This window comes from Streptomyces spongiicola (assembly GCF_003122365.1).
GTDB classification, from domain to species: Bacteria; Actinomycetota; Actinomycetes; order Streptomycetales; family Streptomycetaceae; genus Streptomyces; species Streptomyces spongiicola.
In genome coordinates this window covers 1,218,779-1,238,840 of sequence record NZ_CP029254.1, presented here as the reverse complement: position 1 = coordinate 1,238,840, position 20,062 = coordinate 1,218,779, and the positions used below count along the sequence as shown (strand labels likewise).

The following is a 20,062-nucleotide window of genomic DNA, read 5'->3' as shown; positions in this document are numbered from 1 at the left end:
CCGAACGTGGCAGGAGTGGCACGCCGCCGTCTCGACGCCGAGCTGGTACGCCGCAAGCTGGCGCGCTCGCGCGAGCACGCGAGCCGGTTGATCGCGGCGGGACGGGTGACCGTCGGCGGCAGCACCGCCGCCAAGCCCGCCACGCAGGTGGAGACCAGTGCCCCCATCGTCGTCGCCCGGGACGACGGCGAACCCGAGTACGTCTCCCGCGGCGGTCACAAGCTCGCCGGCGCCTTCGCGGCGTTCGTGCCGAGGGGCCTGCGGACGCGGGGGCGAAGGGCGCTGGACGCGGGCGCCTCCACGGGCGGGTTCACCGATGTGCTGCTGCGGGCCGGTGCCTCCCGTGTCGTCGCCGTCGACGTCGGGTACGGACAGCTGGCCTGGTCGCTGCGCAGTGATGAACGCGTGGCGGTCAAGGACCGTACGAATGTCCGTGAGTTGACCGTGGAGGCGATCGGCGGGGAGGCGGTGGACCTGATCGTCGGGGACCTTTCCTTCATCCCGCTGGGTCTGGTGCTGCCCGCGCTGGTGCGCTGCGCGGCGCCCGGCGCCGATCTCGTCCTGATGGTCAAGCCGCAGTTCGAGGTCGGCAGGGAGCGCCTCGGCAGCGGCGGTGTGGTCCGCAGCCCGGAGCTGCGTGCCGAGGCGGTGCGGACGGTGGCGCGGCAGGCGGGCGAGCTGGGGCTCGGCGTGCTCGGCGTGACCGCGAGTCCGCTGCCGGGCCCCTCGGGCAATGTCGAGTACTTTCTCTGGCTCCGGGCCGGGGCACCGGAGCTCGACCCGGCGGACGTCGAGCGCGCAGTTGCGGAGGGGCCGCGTTGACCGATACGAGTGTGACCACCCTGGAGGCGCGGGCCCGGACCCGCACCGTGTTCCTGCTGGCCCATACCGGCCGGCCCGCGGCGATCCGCAGCGCGGAACTCGTCGTCCAGGGGCTGCTGCGCGCGGGAATCGGGGTGCGGGTGCTCGCCTTCGAGGCCGCCGACCTGCCGCTGCCGCGGTCCGTGGAGACGGTGCCCGAGGCGACGCCGGAGGTGCTCGACGGGTGCGAGCTGCTCATCGTGCTCGGCGGGGACGGCACGCTGCTGCGCGGGGCCGAGTTCGCCCGGGCCTCCGGGGTCCCGATGCTCGGGGTCAACCTGGGGCGGGTCGGGTTCCTCGCCGAGGCGGAGCGGGACGACCTGGACCGGGTCGTGGACCGGGTCGTGACCCGGGAGTACGAGGTCGAGGAGCGGATGACGATCGATGTGGCCGTCCGCCGCAACGGCGACATCGTGCACCGCGACTGGGCGCTGAACGAGGCCGCCGTGCAGAAGGTCTCCCCGGAGCGGATGCTCGAGGTCGTCCTGGAGGTCGACGGGCGGCCGGTGAGCGGCTTCGGCTGCGACGGAATCGTGTGCGCCACTCCGACGGGGTCGACCGCGTACGCCTTCTCGGCGGGCGGGCCGGTGGTCTGGCCCGAGGTCGAGGCGCTGCTGATGGTGCCGATCAGCGCCCATGCCCTGTTCGCGAAGCCCCTGGTCACCTCGCCGTCGTCGGTCCTCGCGGTCGAGGTGCAGCCCGACACCCCGCACGGTGTGCTGTGGTGCGACGGGCGCCGCGCCGTCGAGCTGCCGGCCGCGGCGCGGGTGGAGGTGCGGCGCGGCGAGGTTCCCGTACGGCTGGCCCGGCTGCATCACGCGTCGTTCACGGACCGGCTGGTGGCGAAGTTCGCGCTGCCCGTCTCGGGCTGGCGGGGCGCCCCGCACGGCGACACCTGACAGCGGCCGTGCGGCCGCGCGCCGGAGGCGCTGCCGGCGTGGTGGCGAGCGGGCCGTCCCCGGGCTCCGGTTCGCCGCCTCCGGGCTCCGGCTCGCCGTCCCCGGGCTTCGGTTCGCCGTCCCCGGGCTCCGGCTCGCCGCCTCCGTGTGCGGCTGCCGCCGTGGCGGGCGGTCTCGCGCGGGGCGTCGTGGGCGGTTTCGCTCATGGTCTCGTGGATGGCCGCCGTCCGGTGCCCGGCGGTCCCGAGCGTGCCTTCCCCGGCGGCTCGCGGCCGCCGGCCGTCGACCGGACCGGGTCCGTCGCGTCGGGGTGCGCGGGTCCTGCGCCCGACCGCCGGCGCTCGCGCCGGCCACCACTCCCACGGGTGATGAGGGGCGCGCCGACCTGCGGATGCGTACCCGTGAGGCGGGGGCCGTCGCACGCGCGGCCCCGGACCTCGTAAGGTCTTCCCCGTGTTGGAGGAGATGCGGATACGGTCGCTCGGGGTCATCGACGACGCCGTCGTCGAGCTGTCGCCGGGGTTCACGGCGGTCACGGGTGAGACCGGTGCGGGCAAGACCATGGTCGTCACCAGCCTCGGGCTGCTGCTCGGCGGGCGAGCCGACCCCGCCCTCGTACGGATCGGCGCCAGGTCTGCCGTCGTGGAGGGGCGGGTCAGTGTGCCCGCGGGCGCCCCGGTGGCGGTACGGGCCGAGGAGGCGGGCGCCGAACTCGACGACGGGGCGCTGCTGATCAGCCGGACGGTCTCCGCGGAGGGCCGTTCCCGGGCGCACCTCGGCGGGCGCTCGGTTCCGGTCGGCATGCTGGCCGAGCTGGCCGACGAACTGGTGGCCGTACACGGGCAGACGGACCAGCAGGGGCTGCTGAAGCCAGCCCGCCAGCGGCAGGCCCTGGACCGGTACGCGGGGGACGCGGTCGCCGGGCCGCACGCGAAGTACGCGGCCGCGTACCGGCGGCTGAGGGCCGTCTCCACCGAGCTGGCCGACCTGACCACCCGTGCCCGTGACCGCGCCCAGGAAGCCGACCTGCTGCGTTTTGGGCTGAACGAGGTCGCGGCCGTGGAACCGCGGGCCGGTGAGGACAGGGAGCTGGCCGCCGAGGCCGAGCGGCTGGGCCATGCCGAGGCCCTCGCCGCCGCCGCGTCCGCGGCGCACACGGCGCTCGCGGGGAACCCCGAGGATCCCGAGGGCGTCGACGCGGCCACGCTCGTCGCCGGCGCCGGGCGCGCCCTGGACGCCGTGCGCGCCCACGATCCGGCGCTGGCCGCGCTCGCCGACCGGATGGGCGAGATCTCCATCCTGCTCGCCGACGTCGCGGGCGAACTCGCCGGCTACGCGGACGACCTCGACGCCGATCCGCTGAGGCTCGCGGCGGTCGAGGAGCGGCGGGCCGCGCTCGGCGCGCTCACCCGCAAGTACGGCCAGGACGTCACCGCCGTCCTGGCCTGGGCCGAGGAGGGCGCCGGCCGGCTGACCGAACTCGAGGGCGACGACGACCGGATCGGCGAGCTGACGGCGGAACGCGACGCGCTGCGCACCGAACTGTCGGGCCTCGCCCAGGCGCTGACGGACGCCCGTACGGCGGCGGCGGCCCGGTTCGCGGAGGCGGTGACGGCGGAGCTGGCGCATCTCGCGATGCCGCACGCGCGCGTCACGATCGCCGTCCGGCAGACCGACGACCCCGACGGGGTCGACGTCAACGGGCGCACCGTCGCGTACGCGCCGTCGGGTGCCGACGAGGTCGAGCTGCTGCTGGCCCCGCACCCGGGCGCGCAGCCGCGGCCGATCGCCAAGGGGGCCTCCGGTGGCGAGCTCTCGCGTGTGATGCTGGCGGTGGAGGTCGTCTTCGCGGGGACCGACCCGGTGCCGACGTACCTCTTCGACGAGGTTGACGCGGGGGTCGGCGGCAAGGCGGCGGTGGAGATCGGCCGGCGCCTCGCCAAGCTCGCCAAGTCCGCGCAGGTGGTCGTGGTGACCCATCTGCCGCAGGTGGCGGCGTTCGCCGACCGGCAGCTGCTGGTGGAGAAGACCGACGACGGATCGGTGACCCGGTCCGGGGTCACGGTCCTCCAGGGGGAGGACCGGGTGCGCGAGTTGTCCCGGATGCTCGCCGGCCAGGAGGACTCGGAGACGGCGCGGGCGCACGCGGAGGAACTGCTGGCGACGGCGCGCGCGGAGGTCTGAGCACACGGCCGGCGCCGGATGCCGGGGGTGGACCCGCCGGGCCGCCGGGAGGCGTGGACCGGCCGTGCCGGCCGTGGACCCGGTGGGCGGTGCGGGCCGCCGGGTTCGGTGGACCCGCTAGGCGGTGCGGGCCGCCGGGTTCGGTGGACCCAGCTGTGCGATGCGCTTACCGGCCCGCCGCCGGTTGGGGGCGCCGTTCCACACCGCCGCGCGGGGCTACCCGAAACGCCCTGGGGCGTTCGCGCGGGCCGGGCCGGGAGGGAGCCCGTGCGAGGCCGTGAGAGCCCGTGCGAGGCATGGAGCCGGGGCCGAGCGGCGGGGGCCGTGGCGGTCGCCCGGGTGGTGTACGGCGTGAAACCGGCGCACGCGGCGCGCCGTGCGCCGTCGGAGCGCCCCAATGACGCCTGACGTACGGAAGGACGCCGGGCGCCAACGCCTCCCACCCGCAATCCAGGTCGCGGAACCGTTTCGGACGAGCCCGTGTCCGCCGGTGTGCGCTCACCCGTGTGGGTGATACGCGTGAGGCCGTTGAGGCCGCGGACACGGGAACGACACGATAGCGGTGCCGGAACGTGCGTGCGGACTGGCATCCTTGGCGCGTGACACAGCTGCGTACGGTCCAGGTACTGGGCGGCGGCAATGCGGGCGGCAGCGCTCACGTCAGGTCACTGGCCGGGGGCCTGGTGGCGAGGGGAGTGGGGGTGACCGTGTGCGCGCCCGCACCCCTGGAGCTCGAATACGACTTCCCCGGCACGGGGGCGCGGTTCGTGCCCGTGCCGCGCCGCGGCGACCCGGCAACGGTCGGATCGCTCCGGGCGGTGTGCGCGGAAGCGGACGTCGTCCACGCCCACGGCCTCGACGCCGCGGTGCGGACCGCCCTGGCGATCAGCGGACGGCGTCTGCCGCTGGTGGTCACCCTGCACACCCGGCCCCGGGCCGTGGGAGCGCGCGGGAGGGTGACGCGGATGCTGGAGCGGAGGGCGGCGAGGGCGGCCACGGTCGTGCTCGGGACGTCCTCCGAGCTGGTGGACCGGGCCCGGAGCCGGGGCGCGCGCGACGCCCGCCTCGCCCCCGTCGCCGTACCACCTCCGCGCCCGGACCGTCCGGAGAGCAAGGTGCGGGCCGAACTGGGCGCGGTCGACCGGCCGTTGCTGACGGCCGTCGGCAGACTCGAACGCGGCCGCGGCCACGGCACCCTGCTCGACGCGTCCCACCGGTGGCTCGGGCTCGACCCCGTTCCGCTGGTCGCGGTCGCGGGGGAGGGGCGGGAACGCGCCCGGCTGCAGCGGCGCATCGACGGGGAGGGCCTGCCGGTACGGCTCCTCGGTCGCCGCGACGACATCGGAGAGCTGCTGGCGGTGTCGGATCTGGCGCTGCTCCCGAGCAGTTGGGAGGCCCGCTCGGTGCTCGCCCAGGAAGCCCTCCGGCTGGGGGTGCCGCTGGTGGCGACCCGGGTCGGCGGCACACCCGAACTCGTCGGCGCGGCAGCCGAGTTCGTGCCCTACGGGGACGCCGTGGCGCTGGCCGCCGCGGTCAGCCGCCTGCTGGCGGACCCCGATCGCCGCCGCCGGCTCTCGGCGGCGGGCCCGGCCCAGGCGGCGACCTGGCCGACGGAGGACGAGACCGTCGCCCAGATCCTGAGCGTCTATGACGAACTCACCCGGCCGTCGCGCCCGTTTACGGCCTGACGGCGGCCGGCCGTACCGGTGCCGCCCTGCTTCCGCGGTCTCCCCCGCTGCCCTGATGTCCCCTGCTTCCCCGGTCTCCCGGCTTCCCCTGCTTCCCCGGCTTCCCCGGCTTCCCCGGTCTCCCGGCTCGGGCAGGCCACCGGGCCGCGGTGCCCTCGGTCCGCATCACCCGGCCGCTCCGGCCGCCCGGTCCGGCGCACGCGCACGGCCGCCCGGCACGGCCGCCCGGCACGGCCGCCCGGCCGGACCGGCGGACGCGCACACCCGGTGAGAGGCCCGCGCGGCCTCCCCCGCGGGCCTCTCACCGGGTGTGGCGGCGGGCGCGCAGGGCGAGGGAGAGGGCGAGGACCGTCTGGGGGTCGTCCAGGTCCGTGCCGAGCAGGTCGGAGATGCGGGCCAGCCGGTTGTAGAGGGTCTGGCGGTTGAGATGGAGTTCCCGGGCCGTCTCCGCCTTGCGTCCCGCATGGGCGAGGAACGTCGCCAGGGTGGGCAGCAGCGGCGGCCGGGACGTGCGGTCGTGCTCCAGGAGCGGGCCGACCGCACGGTCCACGAACGCCGCGAGATCGGGGTGGTCCCGCAGTCGCCACAGCAGCAGGTCGATGTCGAGCCGGCGGGCGTCGTACCACGGACGGTCGGGCAGTCCCTGCGCCGCCGCCGCGGTCTCCGCGGCATGCCGCAGGCCCGCCGAGGCCGCCGCCCAGCCGCCCGGCACACCGACGACGATCACCGGCGGATGGGCACCGGCCCGTGCGGGACCGGCCATACCGGCCCGCTCCAGGCCGGCCCGCAGCGCCTCCGCGACCCGGTCGGCCACCGCCGTACGCTCCGGCTCCGAGCGCAGCCCGAGCAGCAGCGGCACCCGCCCCTCCACGGGGCGCACCCCGAGCAGCACCGGCACACCGACGGACGCCAGCTCCTCCGGCACCGCCCTCGCCAGCACTGCCCAGTTGCCGGACGGGGACGGTTCGGGGGCGAGCCGCATCACCACCGGCAGCAGCGGGCCGTCACCGGGCCGGAAGCCCAGGACCCTCGCCTGCGCGGGTGCGTCGTCCGCGGCGATGCGGCCCTCGGCGAGGTCGGTGAGGAAGTCACCGCGGCCGCGTGCCGCCAGCTCCTCCTCCTGCCGGGCCTGCATCAGCACGACCGCGAGCACCCCCGCCGCGCGTTCGGCCGCCATCCGGTGCACCGGGAGGAGCTGCCCGGACACGGCGAGCAGCACGAGCCGCGCCCGTACCGCCCCGGCGCCGTGCCCGCCGCCCGGCACGTCCACGAGGACCGATCCGGACGGCGGCCCCGCGTCCCTTGCCGACCGCCGGCCGCGCAGCCCCTCCCACACCTGGAGCGGATCGGCCGCGGCCGGGCCCGTCCCGGTGCCCGCCGCGTACAGCAGCCGTCCGTCGGCGGTCTCCAGGAACACCGGGTTGGCGGTGAAGTCGGCCAGGACGCGCAGCACCTGGGGGACACCGCCGCCTTCGAGGAGGGCCCCGGTGCACTGCCGGTACACCTCTTCCGCCCGCCGGAGCAGCGTGTAGTGCCCGTTGACGATCTCGGTGTGGACCTCCTCGGTGACCGAGACGAAGGGGACCTCCCGGTGGAGCTGGATCAGCGGCAGTCCGGCCGCCCTGGCGGCCTCGACGATGCCGGCGGGCAGCCGGGTGAAGCGCGGGCCGAGTTCCACGACCAGTGCCGCGATTCCGCGGTCCGCCAGCCGCTGCACGAAGGCCCGCTGCTCCGCGGGCCGGGTGCCCAGCCCGAGTCCCGTGGTCAGCAGCAGTTCGCCGCCCTTGAGCAGGGAGGCGATGTTGGGCACCTCACCGGCGTGCACCCAGCGCACCGCGCGGCTCAGCCGGTCGGCTCCGGCGACGACCTCCGGCAGCCCGCCGCGCAGCGCGGGCAGTTCGAGTGCCCGCTGCACGGTGATCCCGCCCTGTGTTTCCATGGCGGGGACGCTACCTGGGCGAAACTTCGAAGGACAACTGTCAGCCCGGCTTGATGTTGTGGTTCAGCCGGAACACGTTGCCGGGGTCGTAGGCCGCCTTCACGCCGGCGAGCCGCCGGTAGTTCTCGGCGCCGAACCCGGCCACCACCCGCTCCCGGCCCTCGTCGCCGATGAAGTTCAGGTACACCTGGCCGGCGGACCAGGGGGCCATGTCGGTCCGGGCGTCGCGGACCCACTGCCGGCCGCGCTCGTCGTCGTCAGGGTCCTCCCAGATGGCGAAGGGGTGCAGCACCCACCGCGCGGTGCGCCACGGCAGCGGCCACCCGGAGTCGCCCCGGCGCAGTGCCCCGCCCATCGGGAACAGGATGTGCTGGGTGTTCGACGGTACGATCATGCTGTCGGCGCGGGCGCAGAAGGCGTCCACGGCCGGGTCGGGCAGGGCCCGGAGGTACTCCGCCGACCAGTAGTTCCGCAGGCCGGGCGGGTCGTCGATCATGCACTGGAGTTCGGCGTACGGAAGCTCCCTCAGGATCTCGGCCTCGTGCCCGAGGCCGAGCAGCGGCGCCGCGGCCTCGCGCAGCTCCGGCTCCGGGCCGGCGTGGGTCACCAGCACCAGGGCCACGGCCCGCCCCACCAGGTGCCCGGGCATGAAGTCCTCGGGCGGGCCGGTGAGGTAGATGAAGCCGCCGCCCGTCTCGTCGGGCGCGGACTCCAGCACCTCCCGGTACACGGGGAGCACCTCGGCCCCGCGCTCCGCCGGGAAGAACAGGAACGCGACGGACATGGCGGGCAGCGGATGCAGCCGCAGCGTCAGGGACGTGGCCACGCCGAAGTTCCCTCCGCCGCCGTGCAGCGCCCAGAACAGCTCCGGGTTCTCCTCCTCGCTCGCACGCACCTCGGTGCCGTCGGCCGTCACCAGGTCCACGGCCACCAGGTTGTCGCAGGCGAGGCCGAACTTCCGCTCCAGCCAGCCCGATCCACCGCCCAGGACGAAGCCGCCCAGCCCGGTGGTGGAGGCCCGTCCGCCCGTGGTCGCCAGCGCGTACGGCTGGGTGGCCCGGTCCAGGTCGCTCATGGTGGCTCCGCCGCCGACGCGGGCGGTTCGGGCGTCCGGGTCGACCGTGACGGCGTGCATCCGCCGCAGGTCGACCACGAGGCCGCCGTCGGTGGCCGCCGGCCCGGCGACGCCGTGGCCGCCGCCGCGGACGGCGAGTTCGAGGCCGTGCTGCCGGGCGAACCCGACCGCCGCGGCGACGTCGGCGGCCGACTCGCACTGGACGATCACGGAGGGCCGCCGGTCGATCATCGCGTTGAAGAGCGCCCGGGCCTCGTCGTAGCCTGCGTCGTCCGGAGTGACGGCCTCACCGGCCAGGGAGTCGCGGAGTCCCGCCAGGGCCGGCTCCGCGAACGGCTGGGGCGTCATGGTGCCCCCTTCCGGGGCGCGGACAGGACCTTCTCATCGTAGGTACGGGCGGTCCCGCCGCGCATATCCGCGACGGGCCTCGCACATCCGCGGGCCTCGCACATCCGCGGACCGGGGGGACGGGCCCCCTCGGTCCGCACCGGTGCGACGGCCCTCAGCCGCCGTACGCGCCGGACGCGGTGAGCCGCAGCGCGGTGTCGATCAGCGGCACATGGCTGAACGCCTGCGGGAAGTTGCCCACCTGGCGCTGCAGCCGCGGGTCCCACTCCTCGGCGAGCAGCCCGAGGTCGTTCCGCAGCGACAGCAGCTTCTCGAAGAGCCGGCGGGCCTCGTCCACGCGCCCGATCATCGCCAGGTCGTCCGCGAGCCAGAACGAGCAGGCGAGGAAGGCCCCCTCGTCGCCCTCGAGTCCGTCGACTCCGGCCTCGTCGCCCGCCGTCGGGTAGCGCAGCACGAAGCCGTCCGGCGTGGACAGCTCCCGCTGGATCGCCTCGATGGTGCCGATGACGCGCTTGTCGTCCGGTGGCAGGAAGCCCATCTGCGGGATGAGCAGCAGCGAGGCGTCGAGTTCCTTGGACCCGTAGGACTGGGTGAAGGTGTTGCGCTCCTTGTCGTAGCCCTTCTCGCAGACGTCCCGGTGGATCTCGTCGCGCAGCTCCCGCCAGCGCTCCAGCGGGCCGTCCGCGTCGCCCGACTCGATCAGCTTGATCGTGCGGTCGACGGCGACCCACGCCATCACCTTGGAGTGGACGAAGTGCCGGCGGGGACCGCGGACCTCCCAGATGCCCTCGTCGGGCTGGTCCCAGTGGTCCTCCAGGTACCGGATCAGCTTCAGCTGGAGCACCGAGGCGTAGTCGTTGCGGGACAGGCCCGTCATATGGGCCAGGTGCAGGGCCTCGGTGACCTCGCCGTAGACGTCCAGCTGGAGCTGGTTCGCCGCGCCGTTGCCGACCCGCACCGGCGCGGAGCCCTCGTAGCCGGGCAGCCAGTCCAGTTCCGCCTCGCCGAGTTCCCGCTCACCGGCGATGCCGTACATGATCTGGAGGTTCTCCGGGTCGCCGGCGACGGCTCGCAGCAGCCACTCCCGCCAGGCCCGGGCCTCCTCCCGGTAGCCGGTGCGCAGCAGCGAGGAGAGGGTGATGGCGGCGTCCCGCAGCCAGGTGTAGCGGTAGTCCCAGTTCCGGACGCCGCCGATCTCCTCGGGCAGCGAGGTGGTGGGCGCGGCGACGATGCCGCCGGTCGGCGCGTAGGTGAGGGCCTTCAGCGTGATCAGCGAGCGGACCACCGACTCCCGGTAGGGGCCGTGGTAGGTGCAGTGCTCGACCCACTCGCGCCAGAACTCCTCGGTGGCCTCCAGCGAACCCTCGGGGTCGGGCAGCGCGGGCGGCTGGTGGTGGGACGGCTGCCAGCTGATGGTGAACGCGAGCCGTTCGCCGGGGGAGACCGTGAAGTCGGAGTAGGTGGTCAGGTCCTTGCCGTAGGTGTCGGCGGGGGTGTCCAGCCACACGGAGTCGGGGCCCGCGACGGCGACCGTGCGGTTGTCCACCTTGTGCACCCAGGGCACGACCCGGCCGTAGCTGAACCGCATCCGCAGGGCCGACCGCATGGGCACCCGGCCGCTGACCCCCTCCACGATCCGGATGAGCTGGGGTGCGCCGTCCCGGGGCGGCATGAAATCCGTCACACGTACCGTGCCGCGGGGGGTGTCCCACTCGGACTCCAGGACGAGGGAGTCGCCCCGGTAGCGCCGGCGGCTGGCCGCCGGAGGCTCCGCGTCCGTCTGGTGCGCCGGCCCCAGGCGCCAGAATCCGTGCTCCTCGGTGCCGAGGAGACCTGCGAAGACGGCATGTGAGTCGAAGCGGGGAAGGCATAGCCAGTCGACCGTGCCGTCCCGGCAGACCAGGGCAGCGGTCTGCATGTCTCCGATGAGTGCGTAGTCCTCGATGCGCCCGGCCACGTGGATCTCCAGTCGAACAGCCACGTCGCCCAGCGTGGCACTTACTGCGGTCAAGGGGTGTCATTCGGTCGATGACGAGTTCGCTCCGGGAAGGGTGTCCCACCCGGGCGAAAGTGTGAGGTAAAGGCGGGGGTGGTGCCGTTCACCGGCCTGGCTCGGCAGCGATAATCCGAATCAAGTGTCCGAGCAGGATACGACGCACCCAGGTGATCCGCGCGACGCTCTCGACAATGCATCACGTCCGAACGGGTGAGCGCCCGCCGGACCCCGGTGGAGCCCGCCGGAGGCCATCATGCCCCGTGTGGCCGGGAGCAGTCTCCCCGGGGCGCTGATACCCTGGTAGCCCGTGGACCGGTGGTGCCCCCGCTAGGGACGGCGGCCCCCGAACCGCAGCGACGGCACCCCTGGTGATCCCCGGATTCTCCCCGTGGGGCGCTTTCGCGCACGAAACACCTCGCGACCACGGGAGCCCCCTCTTGGCCATGCCGGCTCGTTCCTCGACATCCACGACGACCAAGCACATCTTCGTCACCGGGGGTGTCGCCTCCTCCCTCGGCAAGGGCCTGACCGCCTCCAGCCTGGGCGCGCTCCTGAAGGCGCGGGGCCTGCGGGTCACCATGCAGAAGCTCGACCCCTATCTGAACGTCGACCCCGGGACGATGAACCCGTTCCAGCACGGTGAGGTGTTCGTCACCAACGACGGTGCCGAGACCGACCTGGACATCGGCCACTACGAGCGCTTCCTCGACGTGGACCTCGACGGCTCCGCCAACGTCACCACCGGCCAGGTCTACTCGACCGTGATCGCCAAGGAGCGGCGGGGCGAGTACCTCGGCGACACGGTCCAGGTGATCCCGCACATCACCAACGAGATCAAGCACCGCATCCGCCGGATGGCCACGGACGACGTCGACGTGGTGATCACCGAGGTGGGCGGCACGGTCGGCGACATCGAGTCGCTGCCGTTCCTGGAGACCGTCCGCCAGGTCCGCCACGAGGTCGGCCGGGACAACGTCTTCGTCGTGCACATCTCGCTGCTGCCGTACATCGGGCCGTCCGGGGAGCTGAAGACCAAGCCGACCCAGCACTCGGTCGCGGCGCTGCGGAACATCGGCATCCAGCCGGACGCGATCGTGCTCCGCGCCGACCGCGAGGTGCCCACCGCCATCAAGCGCAAGATCTCGCTGATGTGCGACGTCGACGAGGCGGCGGTGGTCGCGGCCATCGACGCCAAGTCGATCTACGACATCCCGAAGGTGCTGCACACCGAGGGCCTGGACGCCTATGTCGTGCGCAAGCTCGACCTCCCGTTCCGCGACGTCGACTGGACGACCTGGGACGACCTGCTGGACCGGGTCCACAACCCCGACCACGAGGTCAGTGTCGCGCTCGTCGGGAAGTACATCGACCTGCCGGACGCCTATCTGTCGGTGACCGAGGCGATGCGCGCCGGCGGCTTCGCCAACAAGGCCCGGGTCAAGGTGAAGTGGGTCACCTCCGACGACTGCCGCACCCCCGCGGGTGCGCACAGGCAGCTCGGCGACGTCGACGCGGTCCTGATCCCGGGCGGCTTCGGCGAGCGCGGTGTCGACGGCAAGGTCGGCGCGATCCGGTACGCCCGGGAGAACCGGATCCCGCTGCTCGGACTCTGCCTCGGCCTTCAGTGCATCGTGATCGAGGCGGCCCGCAACCTGGCCGAGATCCCCGACGCCAACTCCACGGAGTTCGACGCGGGCACCTCCCACCCCGTCGTCTCCACCATGGAGGAGCAGCTCGCGTACGTGGAGGGCGCGGGCGACCTGGGCGGGACGATGCGCCTCGGGCTCTACCCGGCCAAGCTCGCGGAGGGCTCCGTCGTCCGCGAGGCCTACGGGGACGAACCGTACGTGGAGGAGCGGCACCGGCACCGCTACGAGGTGAACAACGCCTACCGCGCGGAGCTGGAGAAGAAGGCGGGCATCGTCTTCTCCGGAACATCCCCGGACAACAAGCTCGTGGAGTACGTCGAGTACCCGCGCGAGGTGCATCCGTACCTGGTCGCGACCCAGGCCCACCCGGAGCTCCGCTCCCGCCCGACCCGTCCGCACCCGCTCTTCGCGGGCCTGGTGAAGGCGGCCGTGGAGCGGAAGACCGCGGAGCCGGCCGCGGGCCGCGGGACGGGCGGGTAGGCCGGGGGCGTTACGGTGGCCGGGGCGGGGACGGAACACGTTCCGCGTCCCGGTTCCGGCGTTATGGGAGGACGCGCATGACCATCAAGGACACCCCCGAGGAATGGCGGGTCACGGCCACCGCTACGCCGTTCAGTGGCAACAAGACGAGTGTCCGCACCGATGACGTGGTCATGCCCGACGGCTCGGTCGCGCGCCGCGACTACCAGGTGCACCCGGGGTCGGTGGCGGTGGTCGCGCTCGACGAGGAGGGCCGGGTCCTGGTGCTGCGCCAGTACCGGCACCCCGTGCGGCAGAGGCTCTGGGAGATCCCGGCGGGTCTCCTCGACGTCCCCGGCGAGAACCCGCTGGCCGCCGCCCAGCGCGAGCTGTACGAGGAGGCCCACGTCAAGGCCGTCGACTGGCGCGTTCTCGCGGACGTGTACACCACACCGGGCGGCTGCGACGAGGCGGTGCGGATCTTCCTGGCCCGCGATCTCTCCGAGGTGGAGGGCGAGCGCTTCCAGGTCTCCGAGGAGGAGGCGGACATGGAGCAGGCCCGCGTCCCGCTCGGGGATCTCGCGCGCGGCGTGCTCGCTGGCGACCTCCACAACACCTGCCTGGTGGTCGGCGTGCTCTCGCTCACCGCGGCGCTCGCGGGCGACGGACCGGACTCCCTCCGTCCGGCCGAGGCGCCGTGGCCGGCCCGCCCGTTCGAGGCCTGAAGCGACGGGGCAGCCGCGTCCCGGCTCCTCCCGGTTCCTCCTGGCTCCTCCTGGCTCCTCCTGGCTCCTCCCGGTTCTCCCGGTGGCGACGGCGCGGCCCGCGCCCGCCGCGGTGGCGCCGGCGGGGCCACCGGCGCCACCGCGCTCGTCCGGGACCCCGGGGCAGGAGCACCGCCACGGCCCGCGCCAGGGCTGGTGTGACCATCCGCTCATCCGATCGAGGGATACCCCCGCCGCGCGCCGCCGCGCTCTCCCCGGTTCGGTGTGGTGCCTGAACTACGCTCGGAGCGCCCGCCCGGGCACCCGGTGCGGGCTCGGCTCGTGCGGTGACGGACTGGGGAGCGTGGCCCGTGACGGATCAGGCGGTGGACTTCGAGGAGCCCTCGTCCGAGAACCGCCCGTCGCAGGCAGGGCCCGTGCCCGAGGAGCGGACCGGCCATGGGATCGTTGGCGCCGTGGGTGGGCGATTCATCGGGCGCCAGCGGGAGTTGCAGGCGCTGCGGGCCGACATCGAGCGGGCCGGTCTGGACACGATCTCCGGACGCAAGGCACCTCGCGCCCGGGTGCTGCTCGTCGCCGGGCGGCCCGGCTCGGGCAGGACGGCGCTCGCCGCGGAACTGACCCGGCGACTGGCGGACGGGTACCCGGACGGGGTGCTGTGGGCCGGGCTCGCCGAGCCGGGCGGCGAACCCGTCCCCGTCGACCGCACCGCGCGCGGACTCCTGGAGGCGCTCGGTGCCACCGCACCGGCCGGCGCCGACGAGGACGTGCTCACCGAGATGGTCCGCGAGGCGCTCGCCGTGCGGCGGTGCCTGCTCGTGCTGGACGACGCGGCCGACGCGGAGCAGGTGGACCCCCTGCTGCCGGACAACCCGGAGTGCCTGGTCGTCGCCGTCTCCCAGGGGCCGCTCACCGGGATCCCCGATGTGCGGCCTTGCACGATCGGCGGCATGGACGCCAAGTCGGCGATCGAGCTGCTGAGCCGCTTCACCGGCTCGGTGCGGGTCACGGTGGACCCGCAGGCAGCCGAGTCGCTGGTCGAGCAGTGCGGCGGGCAGCCCGCCGCGATGATGCTGGTCGGCGGCTGGCTGGCGGCCCGCCCCCAGACCTCCGTCGCCGACGCGACCAGGCAACTGCACGCGCGGTCCGACGACCCGGAGGCACCCGTCGGCGCCCGGCCGCTGGCCCGGGCCTTCCGGCTCGTCCACGACTCGCTTCCGCAGTCCGCGGCGCGGCTGCTGCGGCTGCTCGCACTCGCCCCCGCCGGGCGGGTGGACGCCCATATCGCGTCCGCCCTGGCCGGCTGCTCGGTCTCGGCGGCCCGCTCGGCCCTGGCGGAGTTCGCCGCCCTCGGGCTGCTGCACACCGCCGGTGGCGCGGCGGAGGGCGACGAGGGCGACGAGGGCGCGGCCGGCGAGCCGACGGGCGGTGAGCCGACGGGCGGTGAGCTGTACGAGGTGCCCGGCTGCCTCGCCCCGCTGCTGCGGGCACTGGTGACCGAGGAGGAGCGTCCCGCGGAGGTGCAGCTCGCCCGGGCCCGGATGCTGGAGCGGACCGTACGGCTGCTGCAGTCCTGCCGCGCCGTCACCGAACCCGAGGGCTCCGCGGCCCGCAGGAGGATCGCCGGGCTGCCGCGTGCCCTGCGGTTCCCCGGTGCCGAGGCCGCCGGGGCCTGGCTGGAGGGGCGCCGGTCCGTGCTGGTCGCCGCCGCGCGGATCGCGGTGGCCGACGGGGAACTGGACACCCTGGCCCGGCGGCTGATCTCCGCGCTCGTCCGGGCCCTGGTCGCGCACCGCGGCACGGAGCCGGCCGCGCCCGAGCTCTACGGTCTGCACCAGCTCGTCCTGGACGTGGCCGTACGCCGTGGACTGCACCGGGAGCAGGCCGCCGCGCTGCTGAACCTGGCCGACCTGGACGCGCGGACGGGCCGGACGGAGGACGCCCTGGCACGGTACCGGGCCGCGCTGGACGCCGGCCGGTGCGGAAACGACCCGTACGCCGTGGCCCGGGCGATGGAATCCGTAGGCGGTGCCCACCAGGAACTAGGGGACTGGGAGCGGGCGGCGGACTGGTACGGGCGCGCTCTCTCCCAGCGCCTCTCCCGGGGGGAGCGAGCCGACGAGGCACGGCTCTACGGCCGGCTGGGGGGTGTGCACACCTACGCCGGGCGGTACGGGGAGGCGCTGCGCAGCTGGCGGGCGGCCGCGGCCGGATACCGGCGCCTCGGTGATCTGCCCGGTCATGCGCGGGCGTTGAGCGAGGCGGCCCGGGTCCAGGAGTACGCCGGACGCCCGGAGGAGTCGCTGCGTACCTGCGAGGAGGCCGTGGCCTGGGCGCGCCGGGCCGGGGACCTGAGGCTCCAGGCCGCGCTTCAGCTGCGGCTGGCCGACACGCTGGAGCGTCTCGGTGACGCGGCGGCGGCCGGACTGCATCGCGCCGCCGCCGCGCGGCTGCTCGGAGACGATGTTTCCGGCCTACGAAATCCGTAGTGTTGCCGTCGGAGAAAGTTACTTTGCAAGGCTAGACAGCTGGAAGTCCTTCATTAAACTGGCTCTGCCGGGTGTCGCCCCGGTTCATCCGATACGCCCGGCGTATCCGGGTAACTATGGAACTGCACCAGAATCCCCCTGAGCCAAGGACCGTGATCGACGTGAAGGTCGGTATCCCCCGCGAGGTCAAGAACAACGAGTTCCGGGTGGCCATCACCCCCGCCGGCGTGCAGGAGCTGGTGCGCAACGGCCACCGGGTGTTCGTCGAGGCGAACGCCGGTGTCGGCTCGTCGATCACGGACGAGGAGTTCGTCGCCGCGGGCGGGCGGATCCTGCCCACCGCCGACGAGGTGTGGGCCACCGCCGACATGGTGCTGAAGGTCAAGGAGCCCGTTGCGGAGGAGTACCACCGCATGCGCAAGGACCAGGTGCTCTTCACCTATCTCCACCTCGCCGCGTCCAGGGAGTGCACGGACGCGCTGATCGAGTCCGGTACCACCGCCATCGCCTACGAGACGGTCGAGCTCCCCAACCGCTCCCTGCCGCTCCTCGCCCCGATGTCCGAGGTCGCGGGCCGGCTGGCGCCGCAGGTCGGCGCCTACCACCTGATGCGCCCGGCCGGCGGCCGCGGCGTCCTGCCGGGCGGCGTCCCGGGAGTGACCCCGGCCAAGGCGGTCGTCATCGGCGGCGGGGTCTCCGGCTGGAACGCCACGCAGATCGCCGTGGGCATGGGCTTCGAGGTGACGCTGCTGGACCGCGACATCAACAAGCTGCGTGAGGCCGACAGGATCTTCGGCACCAAGGTAAAGGCCGTCATGTCCAACTCCTTCGAGCTGGAGAAGGCCGTCCTCGACGCCGACCTCGTCATCGGTGCGGTACTCATCCCCGGCGCCAAGGCCCCGAAGCTGGTCACCAACGAACTCGTCTCCCGGATGAAGCCGGGAAGTGTCCTTGTCGACATCGCGATCGACCAGGGCGGCTGCTTCGAGGACTCCCGTCCGACCACGCACGCCGAGCCGACCTTCCGCGTCCACGAGTCGGTCTTCTACTGCGTCGCCAACATGCCCGGCGCCGTGCCGAACACCTCCACCAACGCCCTCACCAACGCCACGCTCCCGTACGTCGTGTCGCTGGCCGGCAACGGCTGGGTCGAGGCGCTCCGCCGTGACCCCGCGCTGGCCAAGGGCCTCAACGTCCATGAGGGCCAGGTCGTCTACCAGGAGGTCGCCGAGGCGCACGGCCTGGCCGGCGTCGAGCTGAACACGCTGCTCGGCTGACGCCCGGCAGCCGACCGCTCTGTCAACCGGGGTAGTCAACATCACTTATCCGGCCGGACCTTGGGGAGCGAGGTCCGGCCGGAAGCGTGTCCGGCCGACGCGGCCCGTACGTTCAACTCGCCTTGAACGTAACCCTTCAACCGATTCGCACCTCCGTGAAAAGCGCGGAACGGCTGCTGTGCACCCTTGACAGCGGGGTGTTCGGTTGCCGACACATCGGGCCGGGTCCGGCGGATTGTGTTGCTGCGGACCGGTGACACGCCATAGAGTCGCCAACCGTCGGCATGGTGCCACGCTGACCTATCGATAAGTTGCCTGGTCACGTCCAAGGAGGTAAGACGACTTGTGAATGAGTCGACATTTTCTCCCGGGGGCGGACAGCCAGGAATGCTCACGGCGCGCCCCCTGGGCGTGGAGGTACCCCCGGCACCGGGCCGGGCGCCCTCGTCCGGGCCCGAAGCTGTCGGCTCCGTCGCTGTCCGTACCTTCGCGACGCACCAGCACATGACGACGACAGTCCACACGATGAAGATGACGGACGGCCAACACGTGAACGCCATGGCCGGCAACGGGAGTGGCCGAGAGTCCACCCACTTCGCCGACTACGACGAGGTGCCCGAGGGGCACTTCTACGACCCCGACGCCGAGTACGAGCCCGATCCGGAGTACGCGGCCACACTCGCCCCCGACGCGGCCCGCCAGCGCCGCGAGCGCATCGGCCCGACCGGGCGCCCGCTGCCGTACTTCCCGATCCCCGGCCCGCTCACCGACCACGGCCCCGCGAAGATCATCGCAATGTGCAACCAGAAGGGCGGCGTCGGCAAGACGACGTCGACCATCAATCTGGGCGCCGCGCTCGCCGAGTACGGCCGCCGGGTGCTGCTCGTCGACTTCGACCCGCAGGGGGCCCTGTCGGTCGGCCTCGGCGTGAACCCGATGGAACTCGACCTCACCGTCTACAACCTGCTCATGGAGCGGGGCATGTCCGCGGACGAGGTCCTGCTGAAGACCGCCGTGCCCAACATGGACCTGCTGCCGAGCAACATCGACCTCTCGGCGGCCGAGGTCCAGCTCGTGAGCGAGGTCGCGCGCGAGTCGACGCTGCAGCGCGCCCTGAAGCCGCTGCTGCCGGACTACGACTACATCGTGATCGACTGCCAGCCGTCGCTCGGCCTGCTGACGGTGAACGCCCTGACGGCGGCCCACAAGGTCATCGTCCCGCTGGAGTGCGAGTTCTTCGCACTGCGCGGCGTCGCCCTGCTCACCGAGACCATCGAGAAGGTCCAGGAGCGGCTCAACCCGGACCTGGAGCTCGACGGGATCCTCGCCACGATGTACGACTCGCGCACGGTGCACAGCCGCGAGGTGCTGGCGCGCGTGGTCGAGGCGTTCGACGACCACGTCTACCACACCGTCATCGGCCGCACGGTGCGCTTCCCGGAGACGACGGTCGCCGGCGAGCCCATCACGACGTACGCGTCCAACTCCGTCGGTGCCGCCGCCTACCGCCAGCTCGCCAGGGAGGTGCTCGCCCGGTGTCACGCCGAGTGAGTCTGCCCGGAGCCGACGAACTGTTCCGTACCACCGGCGGCACGGGGTTGCAGTCCTCGTCCCCGAGGCGGGGTCCGGCGGGGGTGAACGTCGAGGCGCGGGTTCCGGCCCCCGCCGGTGAGAGCGACCCGGCGGACTCGCCTCAGGCCGCGCCGCAGAGCCCGCCCGCGGCCTCCGGACCAGGAGCCCCGGCGGCCTCCGAGGAGCACTCCCCGGCCGGCGACACGGAGGCGTCCGTGCCGCGGAGCCGAGGCGCCGACGGCGACCAGCCGACCCCCGCTGCGCAGGCCGCGCCGAAGAGCCGCAGACCGCAGGAGGCCGCCGCCCCGCGCCGCCGGGGACGCGCGTCGGGCCGCAGGCCCAGCGGCCGGGAACGGCACGACGAGAAGATCACGGTCTATGTCTCGGCCGAGGAACTGATGGACCTCGAGCATGCGCGGCTGGTGCTGCGCGGCGAGCACGGACTGGCCGTGGACCGCGGGCGCATCGTCCGCGAGGCGGTGGCGGTCGTCCTCGCCGACCTGGAGTCCCGGGGCGACGCGAGCATCCTGGTGCGCCGTCTGCGCGGCCGCTGACCGGATAGCCTGCGCGCGACGCTCCTTCCGCTCCCTGGACCACGATGCCGCCGAACGACCACGCCACCCGCCCTCCGGCCCGCCCGCCCCGCCGCACCCTGGGCCGCGGCCCGGGGGTGGCACCCGAGCCGCCGGCGGCTCCGGCAGCCGCCCGCGAGGCTCCCCCGGCGTCCGGCGAGGACGCCGCTCCCGAGCCGGTGCCGCGGGACGCCGCGGCCGGGGCACCCGGCGGCTCCCCCGGCCAGGGCGACGCCCGTGCGGAGACGGCTGCCGGCAGCCGGCCGGCCGCGGGGCACGGCCGGGAGCGGCAGTCCGCCCCGGAGACCGACGGCCCCGCTGCCGCCCCC

13 protein-coding genes are annotated in these 20,062 nt (G+C 73.9%); 10 read left to right on the top strand and 3 right to left on the bottom strand.

The window, feature by feature from the left end; genetic code table 11:
- Positions 1-6: 6 nt before the first annotated feature.
- The 4 genes from DDQ41_RS05305 to DDQ41_RS05290 all read left to right on the top strand — a co-directional run bounded on the left by DDQ41_RS05305 (position 7) and on the right by DDQ41_RS05290 (position 5,632).
- Positions 7-822, top strand: a complete 816-nt coding sequence (locus DDQ41_RS05305; protein WP_109293430.1) for a TlyA family RNA methyltransferase — start codon at positions 7-9, stop codon at positions 820-822.
- Complete coding sequence (locus DDQ41_RS05300; protein ID WP_109293429.1) at positions 819-1,760, top strand: NAD kinase; 942 nt, start codon at positions 819-821, stop codon at positions 1,758-1,760. The genes DDQ41_RS05305 and DDQ41_RS05300 overlap by 4 nt, the downstream gene beginning before the upstream one ends.
- Positions 1,761-2,225: 465 nt before the next feature.
- Positions 2,226-3,944, top strand: coding sequence for a DNA repair protein RecN (gene recN, locus DDQ41_RS05295; RefSeq protein WP_109293428.1), 1,719 nt, complete (start codon positions 2,226-2,228; stop codon positions 3,942-3,944).
- 599 nt (positions 3,945-4,543) lie between these two features.
- Positions 4,544-5,632, top strand: coding sequence for a glycosyltransferase family 4 protein (locus DDQ41_RS05290; RefSeq protein WP_167450239.1), 1,089 nt, complete (start codon positions 4,544-4,546; stop codon positions 5,630-5,632).
- Between the two features lie 301 nt (positions 5,633-5,933).
- Here DDQ41_RS05290 and DDQ41_RS05285 read toward each other — a convergent pair whose 3' ends face one another.
- The 3 genes from DDQ41_RS05285 to DDQ41_RS05275 form a co-directional block, all read right to left on the bottom strand.
- On the bottom strand, positions 5,934-7,571 hold the full coding sequence (locus tag DDQ41_RS05285; RefSeq protein WP_109293427.1) for a PucR family transcriptional regulator: 1,638 nt from the start codon (positions 7,569-7,571) through the stop codon (positions 5,934-5,936).
- A gap of 40 nt (positions 7,572-7,611) precedes the next feature.
- Entirely contained in the window at positions 7,612-8,994 is a 1,383-nt protein-coding gene (locus DDQ41_RS05280; RefSeq protein ID WP_109293426.1) for an FAD-binding oxidoreductase, read from the bottom strand.
- 154 nt (positions 8,995-9,148) lie between these two features.
- Positions 9,149-10,951, bottom strand: coding sequence for a glycoside hydrolase family 15 protein (locus DDQ41_RS05275; RefSeq protein ID WP_109293425.1), 1,803 nt, complete (start codon positions 10,949-10,951; stop codon positions 9,149-9,151).
- 482 nt (positions 10,952-11,433) lie between these two features.
- Between DDQ41_RS05275 and DDQ41_RS05270 the strand changes: the two genes are divergently transcribed.
- From DDQ41_RS05270 to DDQ41_RS05245, 6 genes are all read left to right on the top strand, one after another.
- Positions 11,434-13,119, top strand: coding sequence for a CTP synthase (locus DDQ41_RS05270; protein ID WP_109293424.1), 1,686 nt, complete (start codon positions 11,434-11,436; stop codon positions 13,117-13,119).
- Between the two features lie 77 nt (positions 13,120-13,196).
- The gene (locus DDQ41_RS05265) at positions 13,197-13,823 is read left to right on the top strand and encodes an NUDIX domain-containing protein (protein ID WP_109293423.1); all 627 of its coding nucleotides are present in this window, start codon (positions 13,197-13,199) and stop codon (positions 13,821-13,823) included.
- Between the two features lie 350 nt (positions 13,824-14,173).
- Positions 14,174-16,312 (top strand): tetratricopeptide repeat protein, encoded by a 2,139-nt coding sequence (locus DDQ41_RS05260; RefSeq protein WP_109293422.1) that lies wholly within the window; start codon positions 14,174-14,176, stop codon positions 16,310-16,312.
- A gap of 161 nt (positions 16,313-16,473) precedes the next feature.
- Positions 16,474-17,589: an alanine dehydrogenase gene (gene ald, locus DDQ41_RS05255; RefSeq protein WP_109297550.1), complete on the top strand. Its 1,116-nt coding sequence runs from the start codon at positions 16,474-16,476 to the stop codon at positions 17,587-17,589.
- A gap of 387 nt (positions 17,590-17,976) precedes the next feature.
- A complete protein-coding gene (locus DDQ41_RS05250) occupies positions 17,977-19,140 on the top strand; it encodes a ParA family protein (protein ID WP_109293421.1) in 1,164 nt (387 codons plus the stop codon).
- Positions 19,125-19,715, top strand: coding sequence for a hypothetical protein (locus DDQ41_RS05245; RefSeq protein ID WP_245991323.1), 591 nt, complete (start codon positions 19,125-19,127; stop codon positions 19,713-19,715). Before DDQ41_RS05250 ends, DDQ41_RS05245 begins: the two co-directional genes overlap by 16 nt.
- Positions 19,716-20,062 lie beyond the last annotated feature (347 nt).